General features: G+C 36.3%; 23 protein-coding genes. 7 read left to right on the top strand and 16 right to left on the bottom strand.

Translation table 11 applies throughout. The features are described 5' to 3' along the window. Positions 1-150 precede the first annotated feature (150 nt). On the top strand, positions 151-2,172 hold the full coding sequence (hutU, locus tag U8521_RS11885; RefSeq protein WP_334352842.1) for a urocanate hydratase: 2,022 nt from the start codon (positions 151-153) through the stop codon (positions 2,170-2,172). 148 nt (positions 2,173-2,320) lie between these two features. On the opposite strand, the gene U8521_RS11880 is transcribed toward hutU, so the two are convergent. Further along, positions 2,321-2,671 (bottom strand): hypothetical protein, encoded by a 351-nt coding sequence (locus U8521_RS11880; protein WP_334352841.1) that lies wholly within the window; start codon positions 2,669-2,671, stop codon positions 2,321-2,323. Between the two features lie 238 nt (positions 2,672-2,909). Beyond that, on the bottom strand, positions 2,910-4,379 hold the full coding sequence (locus U8521_RS11875) for a glycoside hydrolase family 1 protein (RefSeq protein WP_334352840.1): 1,470 nt from the start codon (positions 4,377-4,379) through the stop codon (positions 2,910-2,912). A gap of 155 nt (positions 4,380-4,534) precedes the next feature. Between U8521_RS11875 and U8521_RS11870 the strand changes: the two genes are divergently transcribed. Then, a complete protein-coding gene (locus U8521_RS11870; RefSeq protein ID WP_334352839.1) occupies positions 4,535-5,284 on the top strand; it encodes a MurR/RpiR family transcriptional regulator in 750 nt (249 codons plus the stop codon). A 189-nt stretch (positions 5,285-5,473) separates the two neighbouring features. Here U8521_RS11870 and U8521_RS11865 read toward each other — a convergent pair whose 3' ends face one another. The 8 genes from U8521_RS11865 to U8521_RS11830 form a co-directional block, all read right to left on the bottom strand. Then, on the bottom strand, positions 5,474-6,238 hold the full coding sequence (locus tag U8521_RS11865; RefSeq protein ID WP_334352838.1) for a formate/nitrite transporter family protein: 765 nt from the start codon (positions 6,236-6,238) through the stop codon (positions 5,474-5,476). Between the two features lie 337 nt (positions 6,239-6,575). Further along, positions 6,576-7,262 (bottom strand): Crp/Fnr family transcriptional regulator, encoded by a 687-nt coding sequence (locus U8521_RS11860; protein WP_334352837.1) that lies wholly within the window; start codon positions 7,260-7,262, stop codon positions 6,576-6,578. Between the two features lie 22 nt (positions 7,263-7,284). Beyond that, the gene (locus tag U8521_RS11855) at positions 7,285-7,839 is read right to left on the bottom strand and encodes a ferritin-like domain-containing protein (RefSeq protein ID WP_135372545.1); all 555 of its coding nucleotides are present in this window, start codon (positions 7,837-7,839) and stop codon (positions 7,285-7,287) included. Beyond that, entirely contained in the window at positions 7,839-8,069 is a 231-nt protein-coding gene (locus U8521_RS11850) for a heavy-metal-associated domain-containing protein (protein WP_334333496.1), read from the bottom strand. The genes U8521_RS11855 and U8521_RS11850 overlap by 1 nt, the downstream gene beginning before the upstream one ends. Positions 8,070-8,207: 138 nt before the next feature. Beyond that, positions 8,208-10,109, bottom strand: a complete 1,902-nt coding sequence (locus U8521_RS11845; RefSeq protein ID WP_334352836.1) for a heavy metal translocating P-type ATPase — start codon at positions 10,107-10,109, stop codon at positions 8,208-8,210. A gap of 279 nt (positions 10,110-10,388) precedes the next feature. After that, complete coding sequence (locus U8521_RS11840) at positions 10,389-10,847, bottom strand: threonine/serine exporter family protein (protein ID WP_334333498.1); 459 nt, start codon at positions 10,845-10,847, stop codon at positions 10,389-10,391. A gap of 2 nt (positions 10,848-10,849) precedes the next feature. Continuing rightward, a complete protein-coding gene (locus tag U8521_RS11835) occupies positions 10,850-11,614 on the bottom strand; it encodes a threonine/serine exporter family protein (protein ID WP_334333499.1) in 765 nt (254 codons plus the stop codon). A gap of 83 nt (positions 11,615-11,697) precedes the next feature. Further along, positions 11,698-12,948, bottom strand: a complete 1,251-nt coding sequence (locus tag U8521_RS11830) for an NEAT domain-containing protein (RefSeq protein WP_334333500.1) — start codon at positions 12,946-12,948, stop codon at positions 11,698-11,700. Between the two features lie 192 nt (positions 12,949-13,140). On the opposite strand from U8521_RS11830, the gene U8521_RS11825 reads away from it, so the two are divergent. Further along, positions 13,141-14,040: a proline-specific peptidase family protein gene (locus tag U8521_RS11825; RefSeq protein WP_334352835.1), complete on the top strand. Its 900-nt coding sequence runs from the start codon at positions 13,141-13,143 to the stop codon at positions 14,038-14,040. A gap of 252 nt (positions 14,041-14,292) precedes the next feature. On the opposite strand, the gene ppk1 is transcribed toward U8521_RS11825, so the two are convergent. Together ppk1 and U8521_RS11815 are read right to left on the bottom strand one after the other, a co-directional pair. Further along, positions 14,293-16,296 carry a polyphosphate kinase 1 gene (gene ppk1, locus U8521_RS11820; RefSeq protein WP_334352834.1) on the bottom strand — a complete coding sequence of 668 codons (2,004 nt, stop codon included), beginning with the start codon at positions 16,294-16,296 and terminating at the stop codon, positions 14,293-14,295. 7 nt (positions 16,297-16,303) lie between these two features. Beyond that, positions 16,304-17,677, bottom strand: coding sequence for a DUF2252 domain-containing protein (locus U8521_RS11815; protein WP_334333503.1), 1,374 nt, complete (start codon positions 17,675-17,677; stop codon positions 16,304-16,306). A gap of 307 nt (positions 17,678-17,984) precedes the next feature. On the opposite strand from U8521_RS11815, the gene U8521_RS11810 reads away from it, so the two are divergent. After that, positions 17,985-18,389 (top strand): MerR family transcriptional regulator, encoded by a 405-nt coding sequence (locus tag U8521_RS11810; RefSeq protein ID WP_334352833.1) that lies wholly within the window; start codon positions 17,985-17,987, stop codon positions 18,387-18,389. 1 nt (position 18,390) lies between these two features. Here the strand turns inward: U8521_RS11810 and U8521_RS11805 are convergent, their stop codons facing one another. The 3 genes from U8521_RS11805 to U8521_RS11795 form a co-directional block, all read right to left on the bottom strand. Further along, the gene (locus U8521_RS11805; RefSeq protein WP_334352832.1) at positions 18,391-20,103 is read right to left on the bottom strand and encodes a DUF262 domain-containing protein; all 1,713 of its coding nucleotides are present in this window, start codon (positions 20,101-20,103) and stop codon (positions 18,391-18,393) included. A gap of 180 nt (positions 20,104-20,283) precedes the next feature. Then, complete coding sequence (locus U8521_RS11800; RefSeq protein WP_334352831.1) at positions 20,284-20,724, bottom strand: flavodoxin domain-containing protein; 441 nt, start codon at positions 20,722-20,724, stop codon at positions 20,284-20,286. Between the two features lie 7 nt (positions 20,725-20,731). Beyond that, positions 20,732-21,352: an NAD(P)-dependent oxidoreductase gene (locus U8521_RS11795; protein ID WP_334352830.1), complete on the bottom strand. Its 621-nt coding sequence runs from the start codon at positions 21,350-21,352 to the stop codon at positions 20,732-20,734. Between the two features lie 108 nt (positions 21,353-21,460). Here U8521_RS11795 and U8521_RS11790 point away from each other — a divergent pair, with 108 nt between their 5' ends. The 3 genes from U8521_RS11790 (at position 21,461) to U8521_RS11780 (ending at position 24,730) form a co-directional block, all read left to right on the top strand. Continuing rightward, on the top strand, positions 21,461-22,111 hold the full coding sequence (locus U8521_RS11790; protein ID WP_334333509.1) for a histidine phosphatase family protein: 651 nt from the start codon (positions 21,461-21,463) through the stop codon (positions 22,109-22,111). A 39-nt stretch (positions 22,112-22,150) separates the two neighbouring features. After that, positions 22,151-22,810: a histidine phosphatase family protein gene (locus U8521_RS11785; RefSeq protein WP_334333510.1), complete on the top strand. Its 660-nt coding sequence runs from the start codon at positions 22,151-22,153 to the stop codon at positions 22,808-22,810. Positions 22,811-23,035: 225 nt separating this feature from the next. Next, complete coding sequence (locus U8521_RS11780) at positions 23,036-24,730, top strand: phosphoenolpyruvate carboxykinase (protein ID WP_334333511.1); 1,695 nt, start codon at positions 23,036-23,038, stop codon at positions 24,728-24,730. A gap of 22 nt (positions 24,731-24,752) precedes the next feature. Here U8521_RS11780 and U8521_RS11775 read toward each other — a convergent pair whose 3' ends face one another. Next, on the bottom strand, positions 24,753-25,502 hold the full coding sequence (locus tag U8521_RS11775; protein ID WP_334352829.1) for a hypothetical protein: 750 nt from the start codon (positions 25,500-25,502) through the stop codon (positions 24,753-24,755). Between the last annotated feature and the right edge of the window lie 226 nt (positions 25,503-25,728).

Below are 25,728 nucleotides of genomic sequence, written 5' to 3'. Positions count from 1 at the left end.
TGTCAAATTTCTGTCAAAAATATTGTAAGCGTTATCTCAAAGTGCTTGAAGCAACTTTTTTATTTAATAGACTGTCTATTGACTGTATCTAGATATAATTCAAATTGCAGCAGCACTTAATGATGAATTCAGTACTGGGAGGTTAACATAATGATCGATTACAAAAATGAAGATGCTATCACAATTCAACTCGATGATGTATTACCAGAAAAAACCGTTTTCCAAGAAGGAATTAGACGTGCTCCAGATAGAGGTTTCCGTCTAACGAAAAATCAAACTGAACTCGCTTTGAAGAATGCTTTACGTTACGTAAATCCTAAATTCCACGATATCGTAATTCCAGAATTCTTAGAAGAATTGAAGACTCGTGGTCGTATTTACGGTTACCGTTGGTATCCAAAAGAAAGAATCTACGGTAAACCAATCGACGAATATAAAGGAACTTGTACAGCTACTAAAGCTATCCAAGTTATGATCGACAACAACTTGAATTTTGACGTTGCCCTTTATCCATATGAATTAGTTACTTATGGTGAAACTGGTTCAGTTTGTGCTAACTGGATGCAATATCAATTGATCAAGAAATATTTGGAAGTTATGACTGACGAACAAACATTAGTTGTTGAATCAGGTCACCCACTAGGGCTTTTCAAATCAAAGAAAGATGCTCCAAGAGTTGTCATCACAAACGGACTTTTGGTTGGTGAATATGACAATATCAACGACTGGGAAGTTGCTGAAGAAATGGGCGTAACTAACTACGGTCAAATGACAGCCGGTGGTTGGATGTATATCGGCCCACAAGGTATCGTTCACGGTACTTTCAACACCCTTCTAAATGCTGGACGTCTCAAATTAGGTATTCCTGACGATGGCGACCTAAAAGGTAAACTATTCATTTCTTCCGGACTCGGTGGTATGAGTGGCGCTCAAGGTAAAGCTGGTGAAATTGCTAACGCCGTAGCCATCATTGCCGAAGTCGACAAATCTAGAATCGACACGCGAATGGAACAAGGTTGGATAAGTAACTTAGCTGAAACTCCAGAAGAAGCTATCAAGATTGCTCAAGAATACCTCGACAAGAAAGAAAAGACTTCAATTGCCTATCACGGAAACATTGTTGACTTACTAGAATACGTTGATAAAAACAATATTCACGTTGATCTATTATCCGATCAAACATCATGTCACAATGCTTACGAAGGTGGCTACTGTCCAGTTGGTATCAGCTTCAATGAAAGAACTGAACTCTTGGCAACTGACAAACCTAAATTCCATAAATTGGTCGACGAAACACTTCACCGTCACTTTGAAGTCATCAAATCCCTTGTAAGCAAAGGTACTTACTTCTTTGATTACGGTAACTCCTTCATGAAAGCTGTTTATGACTCTGGCGTTAAAGAAATTTCTAAGAACGGTATCGACGACAAAGACGGTTTCATTTGGCCATCATACGTTGAAGATATCATGGGACCAATGCTCTTTGATTACGGATATGGCCCATTCCGTTGGGTATGTCTAAGTGGTAAACACGAAGATCTTATCGCAACTGACCATGCCGCAATGAGTGCTATCGATCCTAACAGACGTTATCAAGATCGTGACAACTACAATTGGATTCGCGACGCTGAAAAGAACCAACTAGTTGTTGGTACTCAAGCACGTATCCTCTACCAAGACTGTATCGGTCGTATCAATATCGCCTTGAAGTTCAACGAATTAGTTCGTGAAGGCAAGATTGGTCCAGTTATGCTTGGACGTGATCACCACGACGTATCAGGTACCGATTCTCCATTCCGTGAAACATCAAATATCAAGGACGGAAGTAACGTTTGTGCCGACATGGCTACACAGTGTTATGCCGGAAACGCTGCCCGTGGAATGACGATGATTGCTCTTCACAATGGTGGTGGAGTTGGTATCGGTAAGTCAATCAACGGTGGATTCGGATTAGTCTTAGACGGCTCAGAAAGAATCGACGAAATCATCAAATCAGCTATTGCTTGGGATACAATGGGCGGAGTTGCTCGTCGTAGTTGGGCAAGAAACGAACACGCCATCGAAACCTCAATCGAATATAACAAGACTCAAAATGGCTCAAGTTATATCACAATTCCATACCTAGCAGACCAAGACAAAGTTGATAAAGCAGTTGCTACACTATTCAACTAAATAAGTGTCACCCAACAAGTTTTGCCTTATAAATTACAAACTATTTTAGTTTTCACACCCTCCTTCATAAAACACAAATAAACGTAATAATCCTAGTCAGATTATTACGTTTTTTATTTGTTTTTGATTTTCAAAAATACATTTCTCATTAATTAATCATACCAATCAATTTAATTTCATTGCTTTTTAAATCAACTTTGCACCTATATTTTTTATGACTATCGGCATCTGTTGCCACTACATCTATATCCCTTACATTTCTAAATTTGAATTCACTCAGAGCAACAGCAGCAAACCTACGTTTAAATAATGATCTGACTAACAATTCATAATTGGATTTATCTATAACTCTAGAATTTCTCCCTCGTTTCTTTTTCTTCTCAAGGACTTTAGAGATTTCCCATTCATATCTTTCATGAACTGCTCTTCTAGTAAGATCCCTTCCCTTTGCATAAGGTGATCCATATATTGATCCATGTCCTGTTCTATTTTTCGGCATGTCAGTACTCCAATAATTTCAATGTTTATATCATTGTAGCATTGATACATCAACGTTTTTATGATTAATCCTTTTATCAAAATTTAAATCAATTTAAACTAATTTGGCCTTATTTGAATTATTGATAAAAACATAAAAATGATGAAAATTCTCTCAAAAAGTTAAAATAACAGTACTTATTTATAAAAATTCCGGGACTCTTTCAAATCTATAGCTAAAATAAATATCGTCATCCTTGTTATTCATCTAAAGCTTTCCCATTAGTCTCAATAATTCTCTTCATCCAGTTATAAGACTTCTTCGGTGTCCGCTTCAAAGTACCGTTTCCTTTGTCATCCATATCAACATAAACAAAGCCATAGCGTTTCTTCATTTCACCGGTTGATAAGGAAACTAAATCAATTGGCGCCCACATTGTATAGCCCAAGCAAGGTACGTGATCGAGATTGATGGCGTCGGCCATAGCACTAAGGTGATCTTTTAAATAATTTATTCGATAATCATCTTCGACGTAGCCATTTTCATCCGCCTTATCGATTGCACCCATTCCGTTTTCAACAATAAAAATTGGTTTTTGAATGCGGTCGTAAATTTCATTCATCGTATATCGCAAACCTAATGGATCAACTGGCCAGCCCCAAGGCGTTTCTTTCAAATAAGGATTGGAAGAGCCACCGACATTGAACCAGTCATCGCCTGCTTTGGTCGTGCTGGAACGATAGTAACTAAAGGCAATAAAATCAAGTTGTCCTTCTTTGAGAATCTTCTCATCGTCAGGTTCCATCTGTAAATCTTTAACGCCATGACGTTCCCAAATCTCTTGAGCATATCTAGGATAATACCCGCGACCCATGACATCGATAAAATACCAATTCTCACGATTTTCTTGCAAAGAATGGAACATATCTTCCGGCTCACAAGTAGCAGCATAGGCAGCGCTCATCGCAAACATCGTCCCAAATTGACTATCAGGCATTAATTTGTGCCCCATTTTAACGGCTTTAGCAGAAGCAACGAACATATTGTGATCCGCTTGATAACGATCTTGACCAAATGAATTATGCACACCAGTTGGCCCAAAACCGCGCACAGCATTGATTTCATTAAAAGTGAGCCAATACTTACAACGGTCACCAAAATGTTCAAATAGGACTTTGGCGTATTTTACATAATCGTCGATCACGCGTCTTGAATTCCAACCATCATATTTTAAAGCTAAATTAATAGGCATTTCATCATGACAAATTGTGATCAGCGGTTCCATATTATATTTAGCCATCTCGTTAATAACATTGTCATAAAATTTTAAACCGGCTTCATTTGGTTGGTCTTCTTCCCCAGTTGGAAAAATTCGACTCCAAGCAATTGAGAAACGATAAACGTTGAATCCCATACCGGCCATGAGTTTAATATCTTCTTTGTAGTGATGATAAAAATCAACCGCCTTGTTACTTGGATAATACTGATCATCTAAAAATACTGGTTGAGCATCTTTAGGAACAGAATCTGCCAAAATAAAGGAACTGTTAGGCTCAATAATCGTACCATCAGGCATCTTCATTGTGTGATGGCGTGGCTGCTTTTTAGACCCATCAGTTTCATAATCGTGTGATGAAATTCCACGTCCACCTTCGTCAAAGCCACCTTCATACTGAAAGTCAGCGGTTGCGCCGCCCCAGAGAAATCCTTTTGGTAATTCTTTTGACATATTATTATTCTCCTGACAATTTTATCATTTAATTTTGATAATTTTATCTTAGAATATCTATCAGCTCATTGTCAACAATATTGTTAGATTTAATTGACAATATTTTCATCGGCAAGTAAAGTTAACTTAATTAATTCCCTTGGAGTAAATAAATCATGAACATTATCGACAACATTAAAAAGGAACAAAACTTCTCTAAATCCGAACAAAAGGTCAGTGACTATATTGTTGAATATCCCGAGAATATCGAGACCTTCACCATCACCAAATTAGCCGCTGAAGCTCAAACCTCAACCTCAGCAGTCTTGAGATTTTGCCAAACGCTCGGTTTTCAAGGTTATAAAGATTTTCGTTTTGAAGTCATTCACTTCTTGCACAGTGGCAAACAAAAAAAAGATGCCGACAGTCTCGTCAGCACCTTTTTAAGTGATTATGTCAAAGTCATCAATCAGATTTCGCAAGTCGACAAAAGTAAAATCGACAATTTAATCAACTGTTTAATGAATGATGAATTAAATTATTTATTAGGAACTTACTATTCGTCATTCCCCGCCAAAGAGTTGTATTACGGCCTATCCGATTTAGGCAAGCCATCCCTTTACTCAAACGACTACATCAACTCATCCCACGTTGCCTTAACGATGACCGAAAAATCAACCTTAGTACTCTTTTCAGCTAGCGGCAACAAGCGCGATTTCGTACAGTTCTTACCAGATATTGTCAGCAACATGCCTAAGAATTCCTTTTTAATAACAACCAATCCCAAAGCCGAATTAACAAAGGTTTTCCCTAATACAATCGTGCTACCCGGATCAACCTTCGCCAGTCGCTCATTCACAGACGGCCAATCGATTCCAATTGTTTTTGTGGAGTTGATTTTGAGCTTGATTCACGAAAAACTGTAAAACTAAACTTCTATTTTGAGGTAGTGTTGGATGCCGTCTTCCGTAACAGCTCTGGGAAACGCTGGAACGCGGTGGGGCGACTTGGAAATGCCGCGCACTTTACGGTAGTTTCAAGTCGTGCCCAGTACGTTCCAGGCAAAATCGAGTTTGTTGCGGAGGACGGCATACTTCACCAACCTCCAAAAAATCCTAACTCTTCTTTTGATAACTCAAATAATAAAATCCAGCTACAAAAATCGTACCACCGATAATATTGCCCAGATAAACTGGTATCAAGTTTTGGATAAACAAACTCCACGTGCTGCCACCTTCAAAAATAGCTGCAGGAATAATGAAACAGTTAGCGATACTATGTTGGAAACCGATAGCCACGAAAATCATAATTGGGAACCAGATTCCCATGATCTTGCCAGCCGCATCCTTTGCCCCATAGGACAACCAAACGGCTAATCCAACCAACCAGTTACAACCAATTCCAGAAATAAAAGCCGCTAGAAAACTAGCACTGGTCTTACTTGCAGCCGCAGCAATCACGCTTTGTCGAAATGGTGCCGCATGCGTTAATCCGACTACATGACCAAAAAAGTAGGCTACAAAAACTGCTCCGAGAAAATTAAATAAAGTGATTATCGCTAAATTTTTCAAATAGTCCATAACCGAAGCTTTTTTAGCAAAGATAGCTGATCCAACTGCCATCATATTTCCTGTCGCTAGTTCCCCACCAGCTAACAAAATAATAATCAAACCAATCGGAAAGACAGTCGCTCCTGCAAAAGCTTTTACACTCGCTAGGTCTTTAGGAATCGAAGCACTAACTCTGACGTAAGCTAAAAAACCAATCGAAATCATTGCTCCACCGATAAAGCCAAGAATCATCTTGGCAATCAGTGATTTTTTCAATTTACCCACGCCGGCATTGATACTTTTCTCTAAAATCTCTTCAGGCGTAAACATATTATTTCTCCCATATATTCATTTGTTGCATTAAAGATAGCTTGTTTCACGAACTAAGTCAACGGGATTTTAATAGATTGTTCGGATAATGTGTTTGCATTAATTTTGTTGTTTCAGGTATGATTTTTGTATTTTAAAAGCCATCAAATATCTTCTTTTCTGATATTTGGTGGCTTTTAGTTTTTTTAAGTAACCATGGGTTCTGGCGATATAGTCAAAATGCGTTCCAGCCAACAGGAGTCAACATATAGCTATGCTTCCCAAATCGCCCGCAAAACCGGCGGGCAATCCGTGAAGCTAGGCTATCTGCTGACTCCTAACCGTTGGCTTCCACGCTCTAATCTATCATCATTAATCGGTCTTCATCTAAAATCTTAAACTTATTATTACTGATTTTCTCAATCATACCTTGCTTAGCCAGTGAACTTAACTTTCGACTAATTGTTTCAGGGGTAGTTCCAAGGTATGTTGCGATGTCTTTTTTCTTCAATGGTAAGGTGAAAACTTCTTCATCTAAACCGGCGCTTGTTTCTAACAAGTAGTTTGCCAATCGGCTTTCGACGCTGGCTGTTGTTACTTCAGCGGTTTGTTGTTCCAATTGGACGATTCTTCTACCTAGAGCATTGACCATATTTACTGCCAATGCTGGGGACTTTTGCATTAACTTTTGAAAGTCACTGCGGGAGATCTGACAAACTTCGGTGTCCATTAGGGCTTGGGTGAAATTGTTGTGTTCAGAATCTGAGAACAAAGTAGCTTCACCTTCAAAGTCACCTGTCTGCAAAACTCTTAACATTTTTTCTTTACCGCTTGCGGAAACTTGGAAAACTTTAGCTTGTCCATGAGCTACGATACTTAATGAATCAGCAACATCCCCAGCTGAAAAGATATATTCGCCACTTTTATAATGGTGATGTGTTACTAGAGTTGCCACTGTTTCAATATCCTCTTGCGACAAGGTCTTAAAAATTGGAACTAACTGAACACAATCCTCAGCTGTATGGTCATGCGCTAATTTAGCCATTAATTATCTCTCCTCAATTAAATTAATCAAAATCTTCGTCGTCTTCTTCTTCAAAACCTTCTTTAGCAGATTTGCCAAGAAGTGCTTGGTAAACTCTGATTTGGTGGTTATTGAAGCCAAGTAATTGAACTAATACTTGAGCCATGAATGGACGGTCTTCGTTTTCTGCCAACTTGATAGCACGTGTAATAAACATGTTGTCAGTAGCAAAGTCATTAACGATTGTTTGAATCATATCTTCAGCCTTCAAATACTTGTTCTTACCGTCTTCTTCAAGCATTGAGTAGTCTGAATATTCCTTCATTGTTGATGGTGGCAATTCGCCTTCGTCTAACAATTCATCAGCAATCTTATCATACCAAGCGTTGTTTTCGTCAATTGTTTGATTCAAAACATCTTTATAAGAGTTGGCATTAGGGCCTTTGATGAACCACTTGATTTGGTGCAACTTGATGTTTAGTAGGAAATGATTAGAAACGATATGTCCTGTCATTGCTCCTGCGGTTGGTTTGTGGTGATCTGCATCGGCTTGTTTTTGTTCTGCAGCGAACTTTTCATCGATTGTTAATTCTGTCATTACTTGCTCTCCTTAACCTTAACTTTTTTAACTTCATATCCTAAATCTGTAATTACATCTGAAATCTTATCTGCTGAAGTTTTAGCTTCATCAAAATCTGCTCTAACTTTACCAGCGTTGAAGAGGACCTTGACATTTGAAACGCCATCTTGGTTTTCAACACCCTTTTGAATCTTTGTTAAACATGATGGGCATGTTAATTCACCTAGTTGTAAAATTGCTTTTGCCATAATTGATTCCTCCATATATCTTTAATCTTCGCTAGTATTGTCGATACTCACGAGCTATAAATGCTCCAGGTTGAAGCACTTATAGCTCGCAAGTATCAAACGAATACTTGCTTATCTAACTTACAAATACTATCTTAATCAGTTTGCTGTTTTAAGAACTTGATTTGAATCAAGTTTTTGAGATTTATTTCTAATTAATCTCATTGCGTTGAAAATAACTACTAAAATACTTAATTCGTGAACGAACATTCCACTACCCATATGAATTACACCGATGATTAAACCGAGTAATAGTAAAGCTACGGTACCAACGGCGATAATGATATTTTCTTTGGTGTTGGCAACGGTCTTCTTGGATAAGGTATAAGCATGTGCTAAAGCGTTGAAACTTGATTTAACTAAGATGATGTCAGAAGTTTCAATGGCAACATCTGTTCCGGTACCCATTCCGATACCAATATCAGCGGTAGCAAGTGAAGGTGAATCATTGATACCATCACCAACAAAGGCTACGGTACTACCTTGTTCCTTGAATTTCTTAACATATTCAACTTTATCTTCAGGAAGAAGTTCGGCGTGAACTTCATCGATTGGTAATCTATCAGCGACACGTTGAGCAGCGACTTTATTATCACCAGTCAACATAACGACACGTTTCAAACCAGCATCTTTCAAAGCTTGTAGTCCGGCTCTAGCATCTGGTCTTAGTTGATCATTAACACCAACGACTAAGCGAAGTTCTTGGTCGATAGCCATCAAGACAACTGAATCTCCTTGGTTCATGCGGGCATCGATAGCTTTTCTTTGTGCTTTTGAGATCTTGACGTTGTTGTTCTTCATCAAACGTTCGTTACCAACTAAAATCTTGAAATCGTCATTTTGACCAACTAATCCTTGGCCTTTAACTGTATCTAATTCTGGTAGTTCAACCGCTTGCGTGACACCTGAGTCAGCAACATACTTGACGATAGCTTGACCCAAGGGGTGATCAGAAGTCTGTTCAACGGCTGAAAGTAGTGCCATATCTTTTGTCTTATCTGCGCCGAAGTTATCGACGTTTGTGACTGACATCTTGCCGGTTGTTAATGTACCGGTCTTATCAAGAACTAGTGTATCAACGTGTGAGAAGGTATTAACGGCGTTTCCACCTTTCATCAAAATACCATTCTTGGCACCATTACCGATTCCGGCAACGTTAGAAACTGGAGCTCCGATAACCAAGGCACCAGGGCATCCGAGAACGAGGACAGTGATTGCTAGTGGGAAATCTCTTGTGATGGCCCAAACTAAAATTCCAATCACTAATACAGCGGGGGTGTAGTATGTAGCAAACTTATCAATAAAACGAGCAGCGGGTGATTGACTATCTTGTGCTTCTTCAACTAATTCGATAATTTTACCGAAAGTTGTATCTTCACCAACTGAGGTTGTTTCAATCGTAATAGTTCCATTATCGGTGATCGAGCCGGCGAAAACATTGTCACCAACAGTTTTTTCAACGGGTGTTGATTCACCTGTAATTGAAGCTTCGTTCATATATCCTGTACCATCAATGATTTTTCCATCAACGGGAATTTGACCACCAGGTTTTACAACAACGTGATCTCCTTCATCAAGGTCATCGACATCAACTTCTTCAGTTGTGCCATCTTCATTGATTAGTAGAGCAGTCGTTGGTGCCATCTGTGTCAAACTTCTAACAGATGAACGAGTCTTCTCCAAAGTCTTTTGTTCCAAGAAACTTCCAAAGAGAAAGAGGAATGTAACAACAGCTGATTCTTCATATTCTCCAATAATGAAAGCCCCAATAACAGCGATCGTTACGAGTAGTTCAATACTGATAACTTTATTTTGTAATGCTGAAAATGCATGTAGTGCCACCGGAATAGCTCCGATGATACTGGCAATGATCATTGCCACTGTTCCCAAGGTTTCTAGTTGGAAAACTTTTCCCAAGAGTAAACTTAAAACGATGAGGACGGCAATTGTAGCGGTCATTTTGTTTTGATGCTTTTGAATCCAAATGTTTAATTTATTCATTTCAATTACCTCTCCTAATTTATATATGTTTAATTTCTCGCTTGCTTAACTTACAAGACATATATTAACGGGAATGTGGTGATTAGAACTTGATGTTGGTCAAGTTTCTGATTTTTTTTGGATTTCTTTGGATTTTTGTTGGGTGTAGTAGTATGCCGTCTTTATTTAAAATAGAAGTAATAATAGAAATAGAAAAAGATCCTACTAGATTGCAGTATTTTCCTGCGACTCTAGTAAGATCTTCTATTTTTTTACATCAAATTAAATCAATTAAAAGAATTAAACATTTTTCCTATTATGCAGGTATTTCTTCAATGGTGGGTAAATCTTATTTGAAATAGCTTCTGCTATCACAAAACCGATTGCTAATGACATCCCGATTGTTAATGCTTTGACTAATCCGTGGGCGGCCATTTTGTCGTATCCTAGTGTGAAGTTTTTCATACTGTCATAGATGATGGCTCCTGGAACGAGTGATACTAAACACGGAACATAAAAAATATTGACGGGAGCTTTGACTAGAATGGCCGATAGATTCCCTAAAATTCCGATGACGATGGCCGCTAATAGATTAGGAACGATGACGCCGTGATTATACCAACCGGCAATTATGTAGACTACCCAGGCAATGGCGCCAATCCAACCAGCTGGAATCAGCGTTCTTTTGGGATTATTCGTCACGATTCCAAAACCGACACTGGATAAAAATCCGAAAACAAAACCTAATGTTATTTGCATTTCTACCCTCCCATTACCATTTTGACTATGATTTGGCCAATGACAACGCCACTTCCGATTGAGATTCCAGCCATGATAGCGTCAGTTGCGCGGACAAGTCCGGAAATAGTGTTTTTTTCAATAATTTCTCGTAGTGAGTTAGTCATTGCTACCCCAGGAACTAGTGGCATTAGAGCACTGATGATGATATTGTTGGCATCAGTTGCAACTCCTAAATTCATCAAAACGTGCGCCAAAAGGCTGATAGTCACTCCACCAACGGCTACTGAAATATAAGGGATCTTGGAGTGATGCCCGACGAATTGAGCGGCGATGAACCCGAAAATTCCCACGAAAAAGGATAAGAAAAGGTCGAACCAAGTTGCCTTAAATAACAACATTGGTGCAACTGAGACTAGTCCTGCTCCGAGCCATTTTTGCCACCAGGTGAAGTCGGACGTATCATATTCTACTTCTAAAACGGCTTCTTTTAATTCGGCAAAATTTAATTCGTGATTGGAAAATTGCCTTGATAATGTATTTATTTTGTCCACTTTTTGTAAATTGAAATCACCTACGCGCACCTTGAAGATCCGGGTGGTGGCACTCTTTTCTGAATTAACAAAAACAGCGGTCATAGTGGCGTGACAGACGATTGGAATGTTAACAGCTCGGCCAATATATTCGACTGTTCCCTCAACCCGAGAAGTTTCCGCACCATTTTCTAACAGGACTCTTCCTATTTGACCGCAGAGTGTAACGACATCTTTTTCATCGAAATCACTCATATTTTTTCTCCTTAAAGGGATTTTTTCTTATCATACAACAAAAGCGAGACATTGCCAGATTTTGACTATGCCTCGCATTATTTTTATTTTTTCACGTATGTTTCTTTGATCAAAGCTATCCACATGATTAAAAGCAGACCACCAATGACAGCTAAACCATTGTTAGTCTCATTTCCTGCTTGGGGTAACGTTTGTTTTTTAGGTTCCTTAACGGTTTCTATTTTAACATCGCCTGTTTTCAACCCACTCATATTTGACAATAAACCTGACAAATCAGAATCATCGGTCAAATTTGAAAGATCACTTGGATTCATACTGTCAAAATCTAAATTAAAATCGACATCTTTATCAATTCCAAAATCAGGAATATCCAGAGAAATATTTCCTGGAATCAAATTGCTTAAATCAGTTAAATTGTTAATTGGAAAATCAAATTTCAAGTAATTACTGTCCCCGATACTAGTAAAACTCAAATTAACTGGTTTAGCATTATTCACATAGTTAACTTTTACAGCTGTATTACCAAATTTTTTTGGATACTTGACGGTTACTTCTGCATAGTAACTGCCATCTGGATTTTGGATAACTTTAGCCGTATTAGTGAAATAAGGTGAAATCAAAGCGCCATCACCATTGTTTTTGGCAATTTTGTAAGTCAATTCCTTTAAAATAGTCTTATTATCACTATTCTTTGCCGTTTGTGGCGTATCAATAATATCCTCATCGTCATTTTCATCGGTGTCATCTGTGGTATTATCCAAGACATCATTAGCGGCGTCCAAATTTGTTTGAACTTGGTTCTCGGCCTCGGTTATCTTGTGTAAACTGGCCGCAAAAGAACTCGCTGCTCCACTAGAGTCGAGTGAACTGGAATCAAATTTAAAATCAACACTGTTTTGATCCATTTTAAAATTCAATAACTTTGTTTGAACAGTTCCATCAATTGAATTGTTTAAATCAGCTAATTTATTAACTTTGAAACTGATATCCACGTACTTTTTACCATCCCGAGTATAAGTTGCCGAAACACTCGGTTTTTGACCATTGATCGTCGGTATCTCTAAGCCTGTCAACTTTGAAACTTCCGCCGTCATTGTTACTTTATGCGTTCCGTCTGAATTAGTTGTAACATCAGCACTTTTAGTAAAGTAAACATCAGCCGGCGATTTATCATCTGAACCGGTTTTATAAACTTGATAATTGATAGTTCTTTCATTATTATTCGTGTCTGCTTGTACAATACTTTGATTAGGCGCGACTGAATTGAAACCAGTTGCACTAAATACACCTAAGAGCATCCCCACAGACAATAGACTAATTACCCACTTTTTCATCGTATCATCCCTCTTTAAACGTATACCAATTTTATCATATATATTATATCTTCTTAAATATTACGCTATATTATTCCATAATTAAAATAAGTTTTTCGTTAGAATAATTAAAGGTAGATTATAGATAATTTGAAATAACCTTAGAATTAGCGATATACTTAGGAATATCATTTGCAGGAAGGTGAAATTCTTATGAAACAAGGAACAACAATTTTAACCTTGGATAACGGTTACCATTTGTGGACCAACACTCAAGGACATGGTGACATCCAATTGCTTTGCCTCCACGGTGGACCCGGTGGAAATCACGAATATTGGGAAAACTTCGGTGAAAAATTAGCCGACTTAGGCGTTCAAGTAACAATGTACGACCAACTAGGATCATGGTATTCAGATCAACCCGACTATAGCGACCCCGAAATCGCTAAAAAATATCTGACATACGATTACTTCCTAGAAGAAGTCGAAGAAGTTAGACAAAAATTAGGACTAGATAATTTCTATCTAATTGGTCAATCATGGGGTGGCTTACTAGTTCAAATGTACGCTGCTAAATATGGTCAACATCTAAAAGGTGCCATCATTTCAAGTATGGTTGATGAAATTGACGAATACGTCACTAACGTTAACAAGTGCCGTTTAGATACTTTAGGCCCTGATAAAGTTAAATATATGGAAAAAATTGAAGCTGAAAATAATTTGTCAGACCCAACTTACCAAAGTTACGTCGACATTTTAAACGCTGAATACGTTGACCGTAAACAACCAACTGCTATCAGACATTTGATTGACACAACAGCTACACCAGTTTACAATGCCTTCCAAGGCGATAACGAATTCGTCATCACAGGTAAATTAAAAGACTGGCATTTCAGAAAACATCTCAAGGAAATCAAAGTGCCAACATTATTGACATTCGGTGAACACGAAACAATGCCAATCGCCACAGCTAAAATCATGCAAAAGGAAATCCCACATGCAAGATTAGTAACAACACCAAATGGCGGACACCATCATATGATCGATAATGCTCCAGTTTATTTTGATCATTTGGAACAATTCATCAAAGATGTTGAAAGTGGTGAGTTTTAGAGCTAGAGCATGAAAGCCAACGATTATTAAAATAGAACCATAGAACAAAAAAGAATCAAAAAAACAAATCATCTAAAACAAAACCAAAAGATTTCTCCCTTAGCAAAGCATTAAAAAACATGTTAAACTAGGGCTTTCAAATCTAACAAAAAAACTGCCTATCAATTAATTTTGATGGCAGTTTTTTTATTCCCATTTTTGAGGCAAAAAAAAATAGAACTCATGACGAATTCTATAAAAAATCCCCAAAATCTAATTTGTTTTAATGTATTTTCTCCATTTCAAACGACTCAGCCAAGTTTGTTGCGCTGAAACTCCATTTTCAACATCTTCTTTAACATAGTCGCCGTCAGAATTGAGCCAATACGAATTTTCTGTATCCTTTTCAAAAATCTTAATAATCTTTGATAATTTCAATTTAGCCTTATCCTCAATGACAGGCACAGCAATTTCTACTCTTCGTTCTAGATTTCTTGTCATCATATCGGCTGAAGAGATCCAGACATCTGTGTGATCATTACCATATTGGAACTTAAAGATGCGACCATGTTCCAATAATTCCCCAACAATACTCTTTACACGAATATCTTCTTTTGGACCACAAATGCCAATTTTCAAAGAACATGGACCCCGAACAATTAATCTAAATGGTAAACCTTGACGTGCAGCCACATAAATAGCCCCGATAATATCAACATCCGTTAAACCATTAACTTTCATGAAGACCTCACCTTGACCATCACGCAAGTATGCTTTTGTAGCGTCTTTAATATTTTGAATTATCATTCTTTTTATATTATCCGGTGATGTAACGATTAAGTTGTAATCAACTTTAGTTCCATTAACTAAGTGATCGAAGAACTTAGTTGCATCATCAATATACATTTGATTACTTGTAAAATAGCTCAAATCGGAGAAACCTTTAGCCGTAATAGCATTATAATTTCCCGTTCCAATTTGAACATACCCTCTATTGTCGCCATGTAAAACCAAACAAATCTTTGAGTGAACTTTATTGACCTTGTCACCAAAGAGAATCTTCACTCCAGCTGCCTTCAAGACTTTGGCAACCTCAATATTATGAACTTCATCAAATCTGGCTCGCAATTCTACCAAAGCTGTAACTTGAATTCCTTTTTGAGCGGCTTCTTTTAATAGACGCAACAAATCAGAATTCTTTTCTGTCCGATAAATTGTAATAAAAATTTTGGTCGTCTTAGGATCATTAACAGCAGCTTCCAAATAATTAATGAAGACACTGTAAGAATCATAAGGATATTGCACAAATATTGGTGAGTGTTGTAAATATTCCAAAATATTCTTAGAAGGATTCCATTGCAAAGCTTTGAATGGCGAAAAAACTAATTCAGAATGATTCTTGTACTTTTTAACCAATGTATTCAAAAATCTAAGATCAACTGGTCCTGGAATTTTATAAACACTTTTCTTACTAATATCAAATAATTTTGTAAAGTAATTGCGTCCCTTTTTCTCTTCATCACCATCAAATTCGACTCGCATGATTTTTCGTAATTCACGCGTATCTACATAGTTGATCATTTTCTGCAGATATTCTTCATCCGACATATTTTTATCGAGAAAATCATAAGGTTTATTTTGATCATAAGTTACCCGAAAAACATAAGCTTTAGAAACTTTATACTTACGTTTCAATTCCTTAGAGGCATTTTGAATTAAATCCTCGATCAAAACATAATGATCATCAACGCCAGTTTCAATCAATCTGCCTAAATCTTCGGGAACTGGACATGTATAAATATGATGTGGTGTTTCCATTAAAAAGTTCAAATTGTGACGATACTTGTATACTTTGGAGAACCTTTGCATATCAAGTCTTGGCAAAATTTTCTTTTCATAAAATTTAGTAACATGCTTCTTTTCTTCGTCACTCAATTCATCATATTTCAAAATGTAAAACAAACCACGATCTTTGGCATCCTGCATAGATGAATCATACTTCTTATATTGTTTAGCAATATTATGAGCATTAAAATCATAAACAAGATCTAGAATCTCATCCCCACTGAGATTAGTCCGCTTATCATTTTTCTTATTTTCCATTAAATTATCAATATTATGCATTCTAACACGGAAAAATTCATCAAGATTATTCGATGCGATGGACAAAAATTTTAATTTTTCTAGTAATGGAACATCACTGTCATAAGCTTGATCTATTACCCGATTATCGAATAGAATCCAGCTTAAATCCCTATTATAAAATTTTCGTTTCATGTAAAAACTACCCTTCGTCTTTCAAATCTTTCAAAAACGATTCATAATCATACTCAACTTGCTGGACATAACTATTAGTAAAGTTCATAAATGAATTAGCTATATCAGAGTATTCAGCACCAAAACCTATAATTAATGGATAGTTAGGTGAATGGGAGTGGGCTCTAGCAAGTAAGATGACACAAACCTTTGTATAATCTTTGAAAGATTCAAAATCTAATTTATCTAAATTAATAGATGATTTCATATCTTTAAACTGGCGCATGTAAAAACTATATTGCTCCGTATCAAAAGCCCCTAAAAATGGATCCGATGCACTTTGCAAAATCAATTGACTATTAACAATATTCTGGCCCTGACTAACTTTTGAGTCAAAATACAATTCGTCATTATTATAGATAGGAAGAGCCTGCTTAGCTTGTAAAACCAAGTAGTTACTATCAAGGTCACGAAGTAAAATAAGATAACAAAGTGTCCCCACACTACCTACACCTACGCTGTGACGAACAATATCAATGATTTTAAAGTCTTCTAGGAATAGTCTAACATCACTGCGCTGGTTTTTCTTATATTTTTCGTAGCCTTTCGCTACACTTTGGTAATCTTTTTTACTGATATGTTGCGTAACTGGTTTATTTTCGACAAAACGACGATTTCCAGCATCATCTACTTCAGTATATTTTTCAATCACTAAATTTGAATTACTCTTTTGCGCTTTTTTGATACTTTTAGCAATCATTTTGTTAAAAGATTCTTGGAAGTATTCTTCGTTATCCTTTAACTGTCCAAATATTTCAGTGATATTTTGAAGCGTGTTGGGCAAAATAAATCGTTTCATCTCAGAAATTTTTGTCATGTGCTTGAGGGTATCAAAATAAGTATCAACGACTGTTAGTAAGTACTCTTGCACTTCTGTTTCGTCAAACTTATGAGATCTAGCCACTAGTAAGGCACTGACTAATAAACGCTTCAAATCGTATTCCCAGTGACCCAAATGAGCCTCATCGAAATCGTTCATATCGAACAGAAGTTGTCCTTCAGATGAGCCATAAAAACCAAAGTTACCTAAATGAGCATCCCCGCCGACTAAAACTTTAATGCCACTATTTTCATTTTGAGATAAATCATAGTGCATTACATCAACTGTTCCTCTAAAAAAGGCAAAAACAGACTTGGACATTCGTTCTCTTTTTACCGCTAACAATTCTGGAACCAATAATTTGTTTTTTATATTCAAAATTTTATGTATGTTTCTCTTTTTAGGTTTAAAAGTATTGAACGCCTCTGATACGGCTGTAGCGAAAAAGCGCCCTTTAATAATCAGACGTTCCGTACTCTTAAACGCATCTGTATCCTGAAAAGTATATGGTGTATTAATCATGCTTTTATCACCTCACGTTGTATTATACAATAGCTAGATCTGATAACCGTTGACTTTGAGCACTTTTTTCAAAAAATATTATATTAGCCAAATATAATTTTTAAGTATAGTTTAACTTTTATCAGAAATAAAAAATTTCATCTTATATTAATATATTATCTATTCAAAAAAACGCAAAGTAATGAATACTTTGCGCTTTTTTTGTAAATTTTTAATTTTGACACTTCGTCTAGCTAATTTATCAGTTTTTGATACTTTTTTATTTAACATCCTGTCATCATAGAAGATAGATAAGAAGGTGTAACATATGTTAAAAATTTCAGAAGCTAGTAAAAAAGTTGGGCTATCTGTTCCTACAATTCGCTATTATGCTGAATTGAATATGATACCTTCGTTAAAAAGAAATATCGAAAATCAACGTGAATTTGATGATGAATCAATAATGTGGCTGCAAGGCATCAAATTCTTTCGTGAATTAAACATGCCCTTAGGCGAGATCCAAGATTACATTAAACTCTGCCAAAAAGATGGTAAAGCCTCGTTACTAAAACGGCACAAACTTTTATTGAAGCAGCAAAAACAAGCGGAAATCACGGCTGCAAATAGTCAAATGAGACTAGCTGAGTTGAAAAGAAGGATCAATTTAGAAGAAGAAATCATTAATGGTAGAAAACGTGACAGTCTCAGTGCTGCCCGGAGATTCAATCAGTAAATCACCAAATAGCTGTCACAGTACTTGTGAATCTTTGTTGACGCTGTTTAATTGTTATTTGATTCCAATTAGCATTTTTCAAAGTTTTAGCTAACTCTTGATTGGCATTTAATTTTGAAAGTGACAATTGCTTGATTAATTCATTGATATTTTTGAAATCCTTATTGCTCAATTTCTTTTCTAAAATCGTCCAATTACCGATCAATTCCTTGTACTCATCAATCTGATTATCCGTTCCAATTTGTATCAGTCGATAATCGTCATCATCAAAAATTGGTGTATAAATTCCTTCAGTAAAATCATCATAACTTGCTTCATATAACTTGGCTAACAAATAAACCAATGTCCACTTCTTGGGTCCACGCTGTCCACCAGTTTTTTCTAACACAGAAAAGCTTGCCTTAGTCGCTTCAGAAGATGGTAACAGTCTTTCACTCATTTCTTGATTAATTTCTTCAACTGTTTTTAGTTGATAATTCCAGATCTTATGTGCAACATCTGAAAAACCTTTTTCTAATTTGTTAGTTCCATCATTGATGATTGTTCTATGACGAACAAAGACTTGAGTGATTTTGAATACAACTTTCAAAATACTTTTTTCATGGTAATTATTGTAATACATCGCCATAATTACAGGATAATAGAGTTTTACACCTAAATGATTCAAAGCATCTATTGATTCTAAAACTTGTCGATTTTGGAAAAATTTTACATGACTACGTGGACTAGTTGGTGACACCAAGACTGAATACAATTCGACTAAAGTTAACAAATCATCTAAGAACTTTTGAGCTTCATTGACAGAATTAATTTCTGAACTAATTTCTCGATACAATTTTGCCTCTGGAACAATTTTCTTCTTAGATGCCCAATAAACTCTGATAAATTTAGTAATTTCATCACTACTATTATTTAGTTTATCTGCTAACTGATTCCATTTCTCATTACTATCTTTCAAATCTTCACTCAAGATTGACATTAAATGATTTTTGATAATATCAGAAGCCGTCAAATCTCTACCTCGGCTATTCAAAGTTTCAAAAATCGTAAACGAGTCCCGCCTAGTTGGTGCAGCAATCATTACAACATAAAAATTATTAATGAAAGAATCAAAAATCAACCGCAATTTATCAATTCTTTCTTTTAGTTCTTTTTCTGTTTTTAAATAAGTGTTAATTTCTTTAATAATATTTTGATAAGCTTCTCTCATTTTTTTCATTGGCTCATAATTTGAATTTGCCACTGTTTTACTATGAGTTAAGTTAAAAAAATAAGGTTGCATGTTATCTTGAACTATCAAAGCTGATTTATTACCATCATTGCCCTTGATTGATTTGTCGGCTTCACGTCTAATATCACGAAGCGTATCACCAATTTCTCGAACTGTTTCATCTTGAACATTTCTAAAATTATCGTCATACATTTTTTGGGCAATATCACGAGTTGCTGCTAAAAAAATAATACTCGTGGTAATCCTTTGTTGACCGTCAATAATTTCTTGATCCCGAGTTTGATTACAGTAAGTAACAATTTGACCAAAGAAATGTGACGACCGCTTGCCCTCTACTAACTCTAAAAGATCCTCCCAAAAATCGACTACCTCATTTTTACTCCAAGAATAGTTTCTTTGATACAGTGGCACTAAAAAATTATTATTGCTAAATAATTCACCGATTCGTGCTTGCGATGGTGATGGAATTGACACTGATAACATAGACTTCTCTCCCTAATTTGTGCTCTTTTAAACTAATATAACTAGAAAAAATTTCACGATCAATTCGGCTTTGATATAGTAGATTATTCCATTTTTAATGTTAACGAGATCATGCCTTGAGACAGTAAAAAAGAACTAGCCATTTTGACTAATCCTTTTTTACTGTCTCTTTTTTAACAATTATTTCAAACTACTTAAAACTGCATCAGCTAAGCGATTAATTCGCTCAAAGTCACTTTTATCAGGATCTTGGTCAATTTTCACTGAGTCAGCAACTTGCTCACCATTACTTGAGTTCAATTGCATAGTGAAATAATCAACTGCCCTGCCAAAATGCAAATGGGTCTTCGAACTTGACCCTAAAACAGCAAATTTAGTTCGATGCAAATCGACATCTGCTAAATCATCGAAGAAATCCTTGGCTTCATCAGGAACTTCACCATCGTTATACGTATACGTATCGACTATAACGGCGTCATAGTCATCTAATTCATAAGCATCCGCATCGATGATTTGCATCAATGTTACATTTGCAAGATTTCCTTCCAAATATTCAGCCAAATACTTGGCAATCTTTTCATTGCGTCCCGTCATGCTTGTATAAGCTACTAAAATATTCATTTTCTACCTACCATCTAACGCTAATGCGTTCTTTTTGATGTTTTGCGGAAACTATTTCATCGACCATCGCAATCGCAAAGTCCGCATAACTAATTTCACTCTTACCACTGTCGTCATAAGTTAATTCTTCACCAGCAAGTACATACTTACCTGTTTTCTCACCTTGAGCTTGAAAGTCAGCGGCTGGACTGATGTATGTCCAATTGATTGAACTATCACGTAAAACATCAAGCGCCTTACCCATTTCTTCACTCAATGGTTTAACTGCTTCTGGAAAATCAGCAGTTTGATAAAGCTGCTTAGTATGATCCTTATCGAGATACAACGAACCCGCTCCACCGACTACTAACAAACGTGTCTTTGTTCCTTTTAAAATATCAATTAAATGTTTTGTCGAAGGCACATATTCTTTGACATTTGGTCCAAAGAATCCTAAAGCATCAACTAAAACGTCAAAATCTTCGATGTCTGCCTTTTGAAGTGTGTAGACATCCCGAACTAAAAATTTATCAGTCACGGCCTTTTTACTATCACGAACGATTGAAGTGACGTCTAAATTTCGACTCAAAGCTTCTTTAACTATTAGTGAACCTTCTTTACCATTAGCACCAATTACTGCAATTTTCATTAATTATTACCTCCACTACTCAATAACTTTACTTTAAACAACCGCAAGCAAAATTACTAAAGATAAGACTCATATATAGTAAAATGGGCGTACTAGGAGGCGTTTCTTATGGCATATCAAATTTATTTAGTTAGACATGGGAGAACTTGGTACAACGAATATCAGAAAATGCAAGGTTGGTCCGACACACCTTTGACTGATCAAGGAGTAGAAGTCGCTCAAAAAGCTGCCGAGACTTTAAAGAATGTTGATTTCGCGGCAGCATTAACTTCCGATATGAAGCGAGCTGTCGATACTTGCCGCATTATCACTCGACGGAATAAAAATCATCTCGTTCCAAAAGAGTTATCCGAATTCCGTGAACAATTTTATGGATATTATGAGGGACGGGGTATCGATGAATCTTGGTTTGTGATCGGTAAACCCCATCATGCTAAAAATTTTGCGGAAATCGTAACTAAGTATGGATTTGACGCTACCATGGATTTCGTTAAAGACGCTGATCCACTTCACGATGCTGAAAATTCTACTGAATATTGGAATCGCATCGACCGTGGTTTCAAGAAAATTGACCAAATCGCTAAAGACGGCGATAAAATCTTACTAGTCACTCACAGTATTACTATCTTAGGCCTTGCATATCGCTACAAGGCTGGCGATTTTGAATTAAATGACGTCCCCGCAAATGCTAGTTTAACAATCATGGAACGCGATAATGGTGTAAATCGAGTAACAAAATACAATCAATCTCTTCTCTAATGTAGTAAAATGAAAATTACAAAGTTTGAGGAGGAAAATATGGCTAAATACCAAATTTACATGATTCGCCATGGAAAAACTTGGTTTAATAAATACAACAAAATGCAAGGTTGGTCCGATACCCCCCTTGCTCCAGAGGGATTAGAGGGTGCAAAGTTAGCAGCTAAGGCTTTGAAGGATGTTGATTTTGATCTGGCTTTTTCATCAGACGCTAGACGTGCCATCGACACTTGCAAATTGATCGTTGATGAAAATAAAAATAAAGAACAATTAAAGCCAACTAAATTGATGGAATTTAGAGAACAATTTTATGGCTACTTTGAAGGTATGAACTCTTCCGAAGCCTGGTTTATCGTTGGTCAACCTCATGGAGAGACTAATTTTGGCGACATCTTGACTAAATACGGTTTAGATGCAACTAGAGACTTCATGAAAGCTGCCGATCCTTTCCACGATGCTGAAAATGCCGAAGAATACTGGACTAGAATCGACCGTGGTTTCAAGAAAATCGATGAAGTTGCTAAAGATGGCGACAAAGTCTTGTTGGTTTCTCATGGAACAACTATTCGTTCAATTACTGAACGCTACGGTGGTGGCAAATTCGATTTGACCCAAAGTCCAAAAAATTCAAGTTTAACTTTACTAGAACGTGATAATGGCGTTAACACCGTCACAAAATACAGTCAAATTTTAGGTTAAATAAAAACACCTCATTTACGGGGTGTTTTTTAATTACAGCGATTTTAATCAAATGATTTTATTTTTCAAAAAAGAATTTCTGTCAACTCAAAAGCAGTGTCACGCTAGCCTTTATCACTCTACATCTTTAAATAGTATTAAATTACTTCTAATCTTTTGCTATCAGTTTTCTGAAAAATGATATAAACTATTATTTAAGTCCAGTATTTGAAAGGAGAACTTAGTATGTCAAAGTCACCAGAAGCAATGGAATCTAAGGCGTTTTATATTAACCCTGACCGATCAGTTGCTGTAATTAACTACAGTGAGGAATATATCCAAAGCTTAGTCCAATTAGTTAATAGTCAAGGTTTCTACAATCTAGTAGATCTATATTTGGAAGAGAGCCAACGTGCTGCTGCTAATAAAGTTGAAGGCCTTACTGCCAAAGTTTACATCGATATGTTAAAGGCAATTCTAATCGATGATAAAGTTAATTATGAAAAATATGGCAATGAACAGATTCTCAAAAGTATTGAGGATTTTTATTCATACTACCGTTCCTATTTCCGTGTTTCCATCATTAACAAGCACAACAGTGCCATTGTTAAAGGAAACTTCATGAATATTGATAATCGCTTCAATGAGGTGGTCATTCAATTATATCGAACTATCGAAGAGAAAATCCAAGGATTTTCAAATCGTGCCTACCGTCAAGTCAACGCTGGTACCAATGCTTGTGTTTTAACACAAACAATTGAATGGAATACCCCACAAAAATATGAATCACTCAAGAGTATTCGTTTCTTGGATACTTTAATGTTACGCCCACCAATGATGATGCACACTAAGAGTAACAAACGTGAAGGTGTCTTCAGTGAAGTCTTTACTAACCCTATCGATAAATTCGATGGTACGCAAAAAGATTGGTTCTGCTTCCCTGCAAAAATTGGTGAAAGTCTAGCCTTCATTTACTTCCACCGTGATTACTTTGTCAGTGGAATTGCTTTGGCTAACTTGTTTGAAGTCGCTGATCAAGAAAGTATTAAAGGTCAAAAACCTGATGAAATCTTACTCTTTGGTTTAAAGGAAACTGAAGGTGACGTTTGCCATTATTATCACGATACCGACAATAACATCTGGGTCGGTGAAGTTCCTTATAACGATAAGACTACTTACTTCGGTTACATGAAGAAGATGTGTCTAACACTTCACAACCTTCATATGATTTATGAAGACCGCTTGCCAATTCATGGTTCTATGGTTAATATCAGTTTCTCAAATGGTAAAACTAAATCTGTTGTCTTCTTTGGTGATTCCGGTGCCGGTAAATCAGAATCGATCGAAGCACTTCAAGAAATTGCTGACGATAAGATCATCAATATCGAAACTATTTTTGATGATATGGGTAGTTTTGCTTTCGACAAAGATGGCAACGTCTATGCCCAAGGAACTGAAACCGGTGCTTTCGTTCGACTAGATGATTTGAGCAGTTCAGTCGCCTTCAACAACATGGATCGCGGAATCTATTTGAATCCTGAGTTAAAAAACGCCCGAGTTATTTTGCCAGCCAACACTTACAAACATGTGGTTGAACATCACTCAATCGACATGTGGGTTTATGCCAACAACTACGATGCAGAAATTGGGTTACATCAATTCCCTAATGAGGAAAAAGCTAAAGCTACTTTCATTGCTGGAAAACGTAAAGCCTTAGGAACAACCGATGAAGTCGGCATGAGTACAACCTTCTTTGCCAATCCATTTGGACCTGTGCAAGAAGAAGAAAAAACTCGTCCAATTATCGATAAAGTCTTCAACAAACTTTATCAAGACAAAGTCTATGTTGGTGAAATTTATACTCATCTAGGCTACGATAAATCAAAAGATAGTCTCCATGAATCAGCTAAAGAATTACTTAATGAATTAATGGAAAATTAAAGAAAAGGACAAGATCACTGAATCAGTGGTCTTGCCCTTTTTGTGTTGTATTATATTTTTGATTGATTTCGTTCGTTAATTTCTGTAGTGATTTGGCTAAATTATCTTCACTATTTCTTAACTTAGGATTATTCAATTGATACTTCGAATCTTTTGGATTCTTGACCCAGAAATTGTATTGAGGAGTATTAATTGCAAATGAATTTTGACTAGTAAAGCCACTTTCTCTCAACGCTTGATTGTATTCTAAAGGCTCGTCTAAATTGTGGGGTATCAGACCAGTAATAATCTGTGAACCTATTTCTGGAAGGAGAAATTCATCATTTTTGATCAACATTTCCCGATCTCCATTTCTTTTCTCACCATACCAGTGATCGAATGAAACTAACCCACCTTCTAAAGCTAAGAAAATCTTTTTATTTACTAATGAGTCGTCCCCACTCAAAACTCGATCAACGCAAACTGTGGCTTTCGTATAAACCATACCTTTAGGACTATGCATTTTTTCCAAATTGTTGACAGTACCCTTAATAACTACCTGATTATGGTTCTTTAAATTATCTAACGTTCTACTAACAGGTTGCTTGGTAACTTTGAATTCACTATGAACAATATCAGCTTTAGCAATTTTAGATTGCCACTTCTTCTGATTTTTCTTGATAACAAATTGATTATTATTAGCATCATCTGTATCAGTCACTTGAGAAGTTTTAGCACATGCTACGGGTAAAACTAAGAACAAGAGAGTCAACATCATCAGTAATTTTCTCATTCGCATTTCTCCTCACCCATATTATCGCACGTGCCAAATCATTGTTGTACCGCATTTTCTTTATTTTTTTTACTTAATTATTTGTCAAAATTTGATAGAGGATTCACTAAAATAGCCATCACTCACTTATTATATTTGAAGTGCTTCATAATTGTTAGACAAGAAATCTAATGATTATGGAGCACTTTTTGTATGGTTAAATATAGTTTTGATTTGAAAGCAAAAG

The sequence above is a fragment of the Companilactobacillus miaonis genome (assembly GCF_036913615.1).
Taxonomy (GTDB): Bacteria; Bacillota; Bacilli; order Lactobacillales; family Lactobacillaceae; genus Companilactobacillus.
Note: the sequence above shows the minus strand (reverse complement) of the source record. Positions and strands in the feature narration are given on the sequence as shown.

Bases quoted from the DNA above. Each gene is read 5' to 3' on its own strand.
- hutU (WP_334352842.1), top strand. From the start codon at position 151: ATGATCGATTACAAAAATGAAGATGCTATCACAATTCAACTCGATGAT.
- U8521_RS11880 (WP_334352841.1), bottom strand. From the start codon at position 2,671: ATGCCGAAAAATAGAACAGGACATGGATCAATATATGGATCACCTTAT.
- U8521_RS11875 (WP_334352840.1), bottom strand. From the start codon at position 4,379: ATGTCAAAAGAATTACCAAAAGGATTTCTCTGGGGCGGCGCAACCGCT.
- U8521_RS11870 (WP_334352839.1), top strand. From the start codon at position 4,535: ATGAACATTATCGACAACATTAAAAAGGAACAAAACTTCTCTAAATCC.
- U8521_RS11865 (WP_334352838.1), bottom strand. From the start codon at position 6,238: ATGTTTACGCCTGAAGAGATTTTAGAGAAAAGTATCAATGCCGGCGTG.
- U8521_RS11860 (WP_334352837.1), bottom strand. From the start codon at position 7,262: ATGGCTAAATTAGCGCATGACCATACAGCTGAGGATTGTGTTCAGTTA.
- U8521_RS11855 (WP_135372545.1), bottom strand. From the start codon at position 7,839: ATGACAGAATTAACAATCGATGAAAAGTTCGCTGCAGAACAAAAACAA.
- U8521_RS11850 (WP_334333496.1), bottom strand. From the start codon at position 8,069: ATGGCAAAAGCAATTTTACAACTAGGTGAATTAACATGCCCATCATGT.
- U8521_RS11845 (WP_334352836.1), bottom strand. From the start codon at position 10,109: ATGAATAAATTAAACATTTGGATTCAAAAGCATCAAAACAAAATGACC.
- U8521_RS11840 (WP_334333498.1), bottom strand. From the start codon at position 10,847: ATGCAAATAACATTAGGTTTTGTTTTCGGATTTTTATCCAGTGTCGGT.
- U8521_RS11835 (WP_334333499.1), bottom strand. From the start codon at position 11,614: ATGAGTGATTTCGATGAAAAAGATGTCGTTACACTCTGCGGTCAAATA.
- U8521_RS11830 (WP_334333500.1), bottom strand. From the start codon at position 12,948: ATGAAAAAGTGGGTAATTAGTCTATTGTCTGTGGGGATGCTCTTAGGT.
- U8521_RS11825 (WP_334352835.1), top strand. From the start codon at position 13,141: ATGAAACAAGGAACAACAATTTTAACCTTGGATAACGGTTACCATTTG.
- ppk1 (WP_334352834.1), bottom strand. From the start codon at position 16,296: ATGAAACGAAAATTTTATAATAGGGATTTAAGCTGGATTCTATTCGAT.
- U8521_RS11815 (WP_334333503.1), bottom strand. From the start codon at position 17,677: ATGATTAATACACCATATACTTTTCAGGATACAGATGCGTTTAAGAGT.
- U8521_RS11810 (WP_334352833.1), top strand. From the start codon at position 17,985: ATGTTAAAAATTTCAGAAGCTAGTAAAAAAGTTGGGCTATCTGTTCCT.
- U8521_RS11805 (WP_334352832.1), bottom strand. From the start codon at position 20,103: ATGTTATCAGTGTCAATTCCATCACCATCGCAAGCACGAATCGGTGAA.
- U8521_RS11800 (WP_334352831.1), bottom strand. From the start codon at position 20,724: ATGAATATTTTAGTAGCTTATACAAGCATGACGGGACGCAATGAAAAG.
- U8521_RS11795 (WP_334352830.1), bottom strand. From the start codon at position 21,352: ATGAAAATTGCAGTAATTGGTGCTAATGGTAAAGAAGGTTCACTAATA.
- U8521_RS11790 (WP_334333509.1), top strand. From the start codon at position 21,461: ATGGCATATCAAATTTATTTAGTTAGACATGGGAGAACTTGGTACAAC.
- U8521_RS11785 (WP_334333510.1), top strand. From the start codon at position 22,151: ATGGCTAAATACCAAATTTACATGATTCGCCATGGAAAAACTTGGTTT.
- U8521_RS11780 (WP_334333511.1), top strand. From the start codon at position 23,036: ATGTCAAAGTCACCAGAAGCAATGGAATCTAAGGCGTTTTATATTAAC.
- U8521_RS11775 (WP_334352829.1), bottom strand. From the start codon at position 25,502: ATGAGAAAATTACTGATGATGTTGACTCTCTTGTTCTTAGTTTTACCC.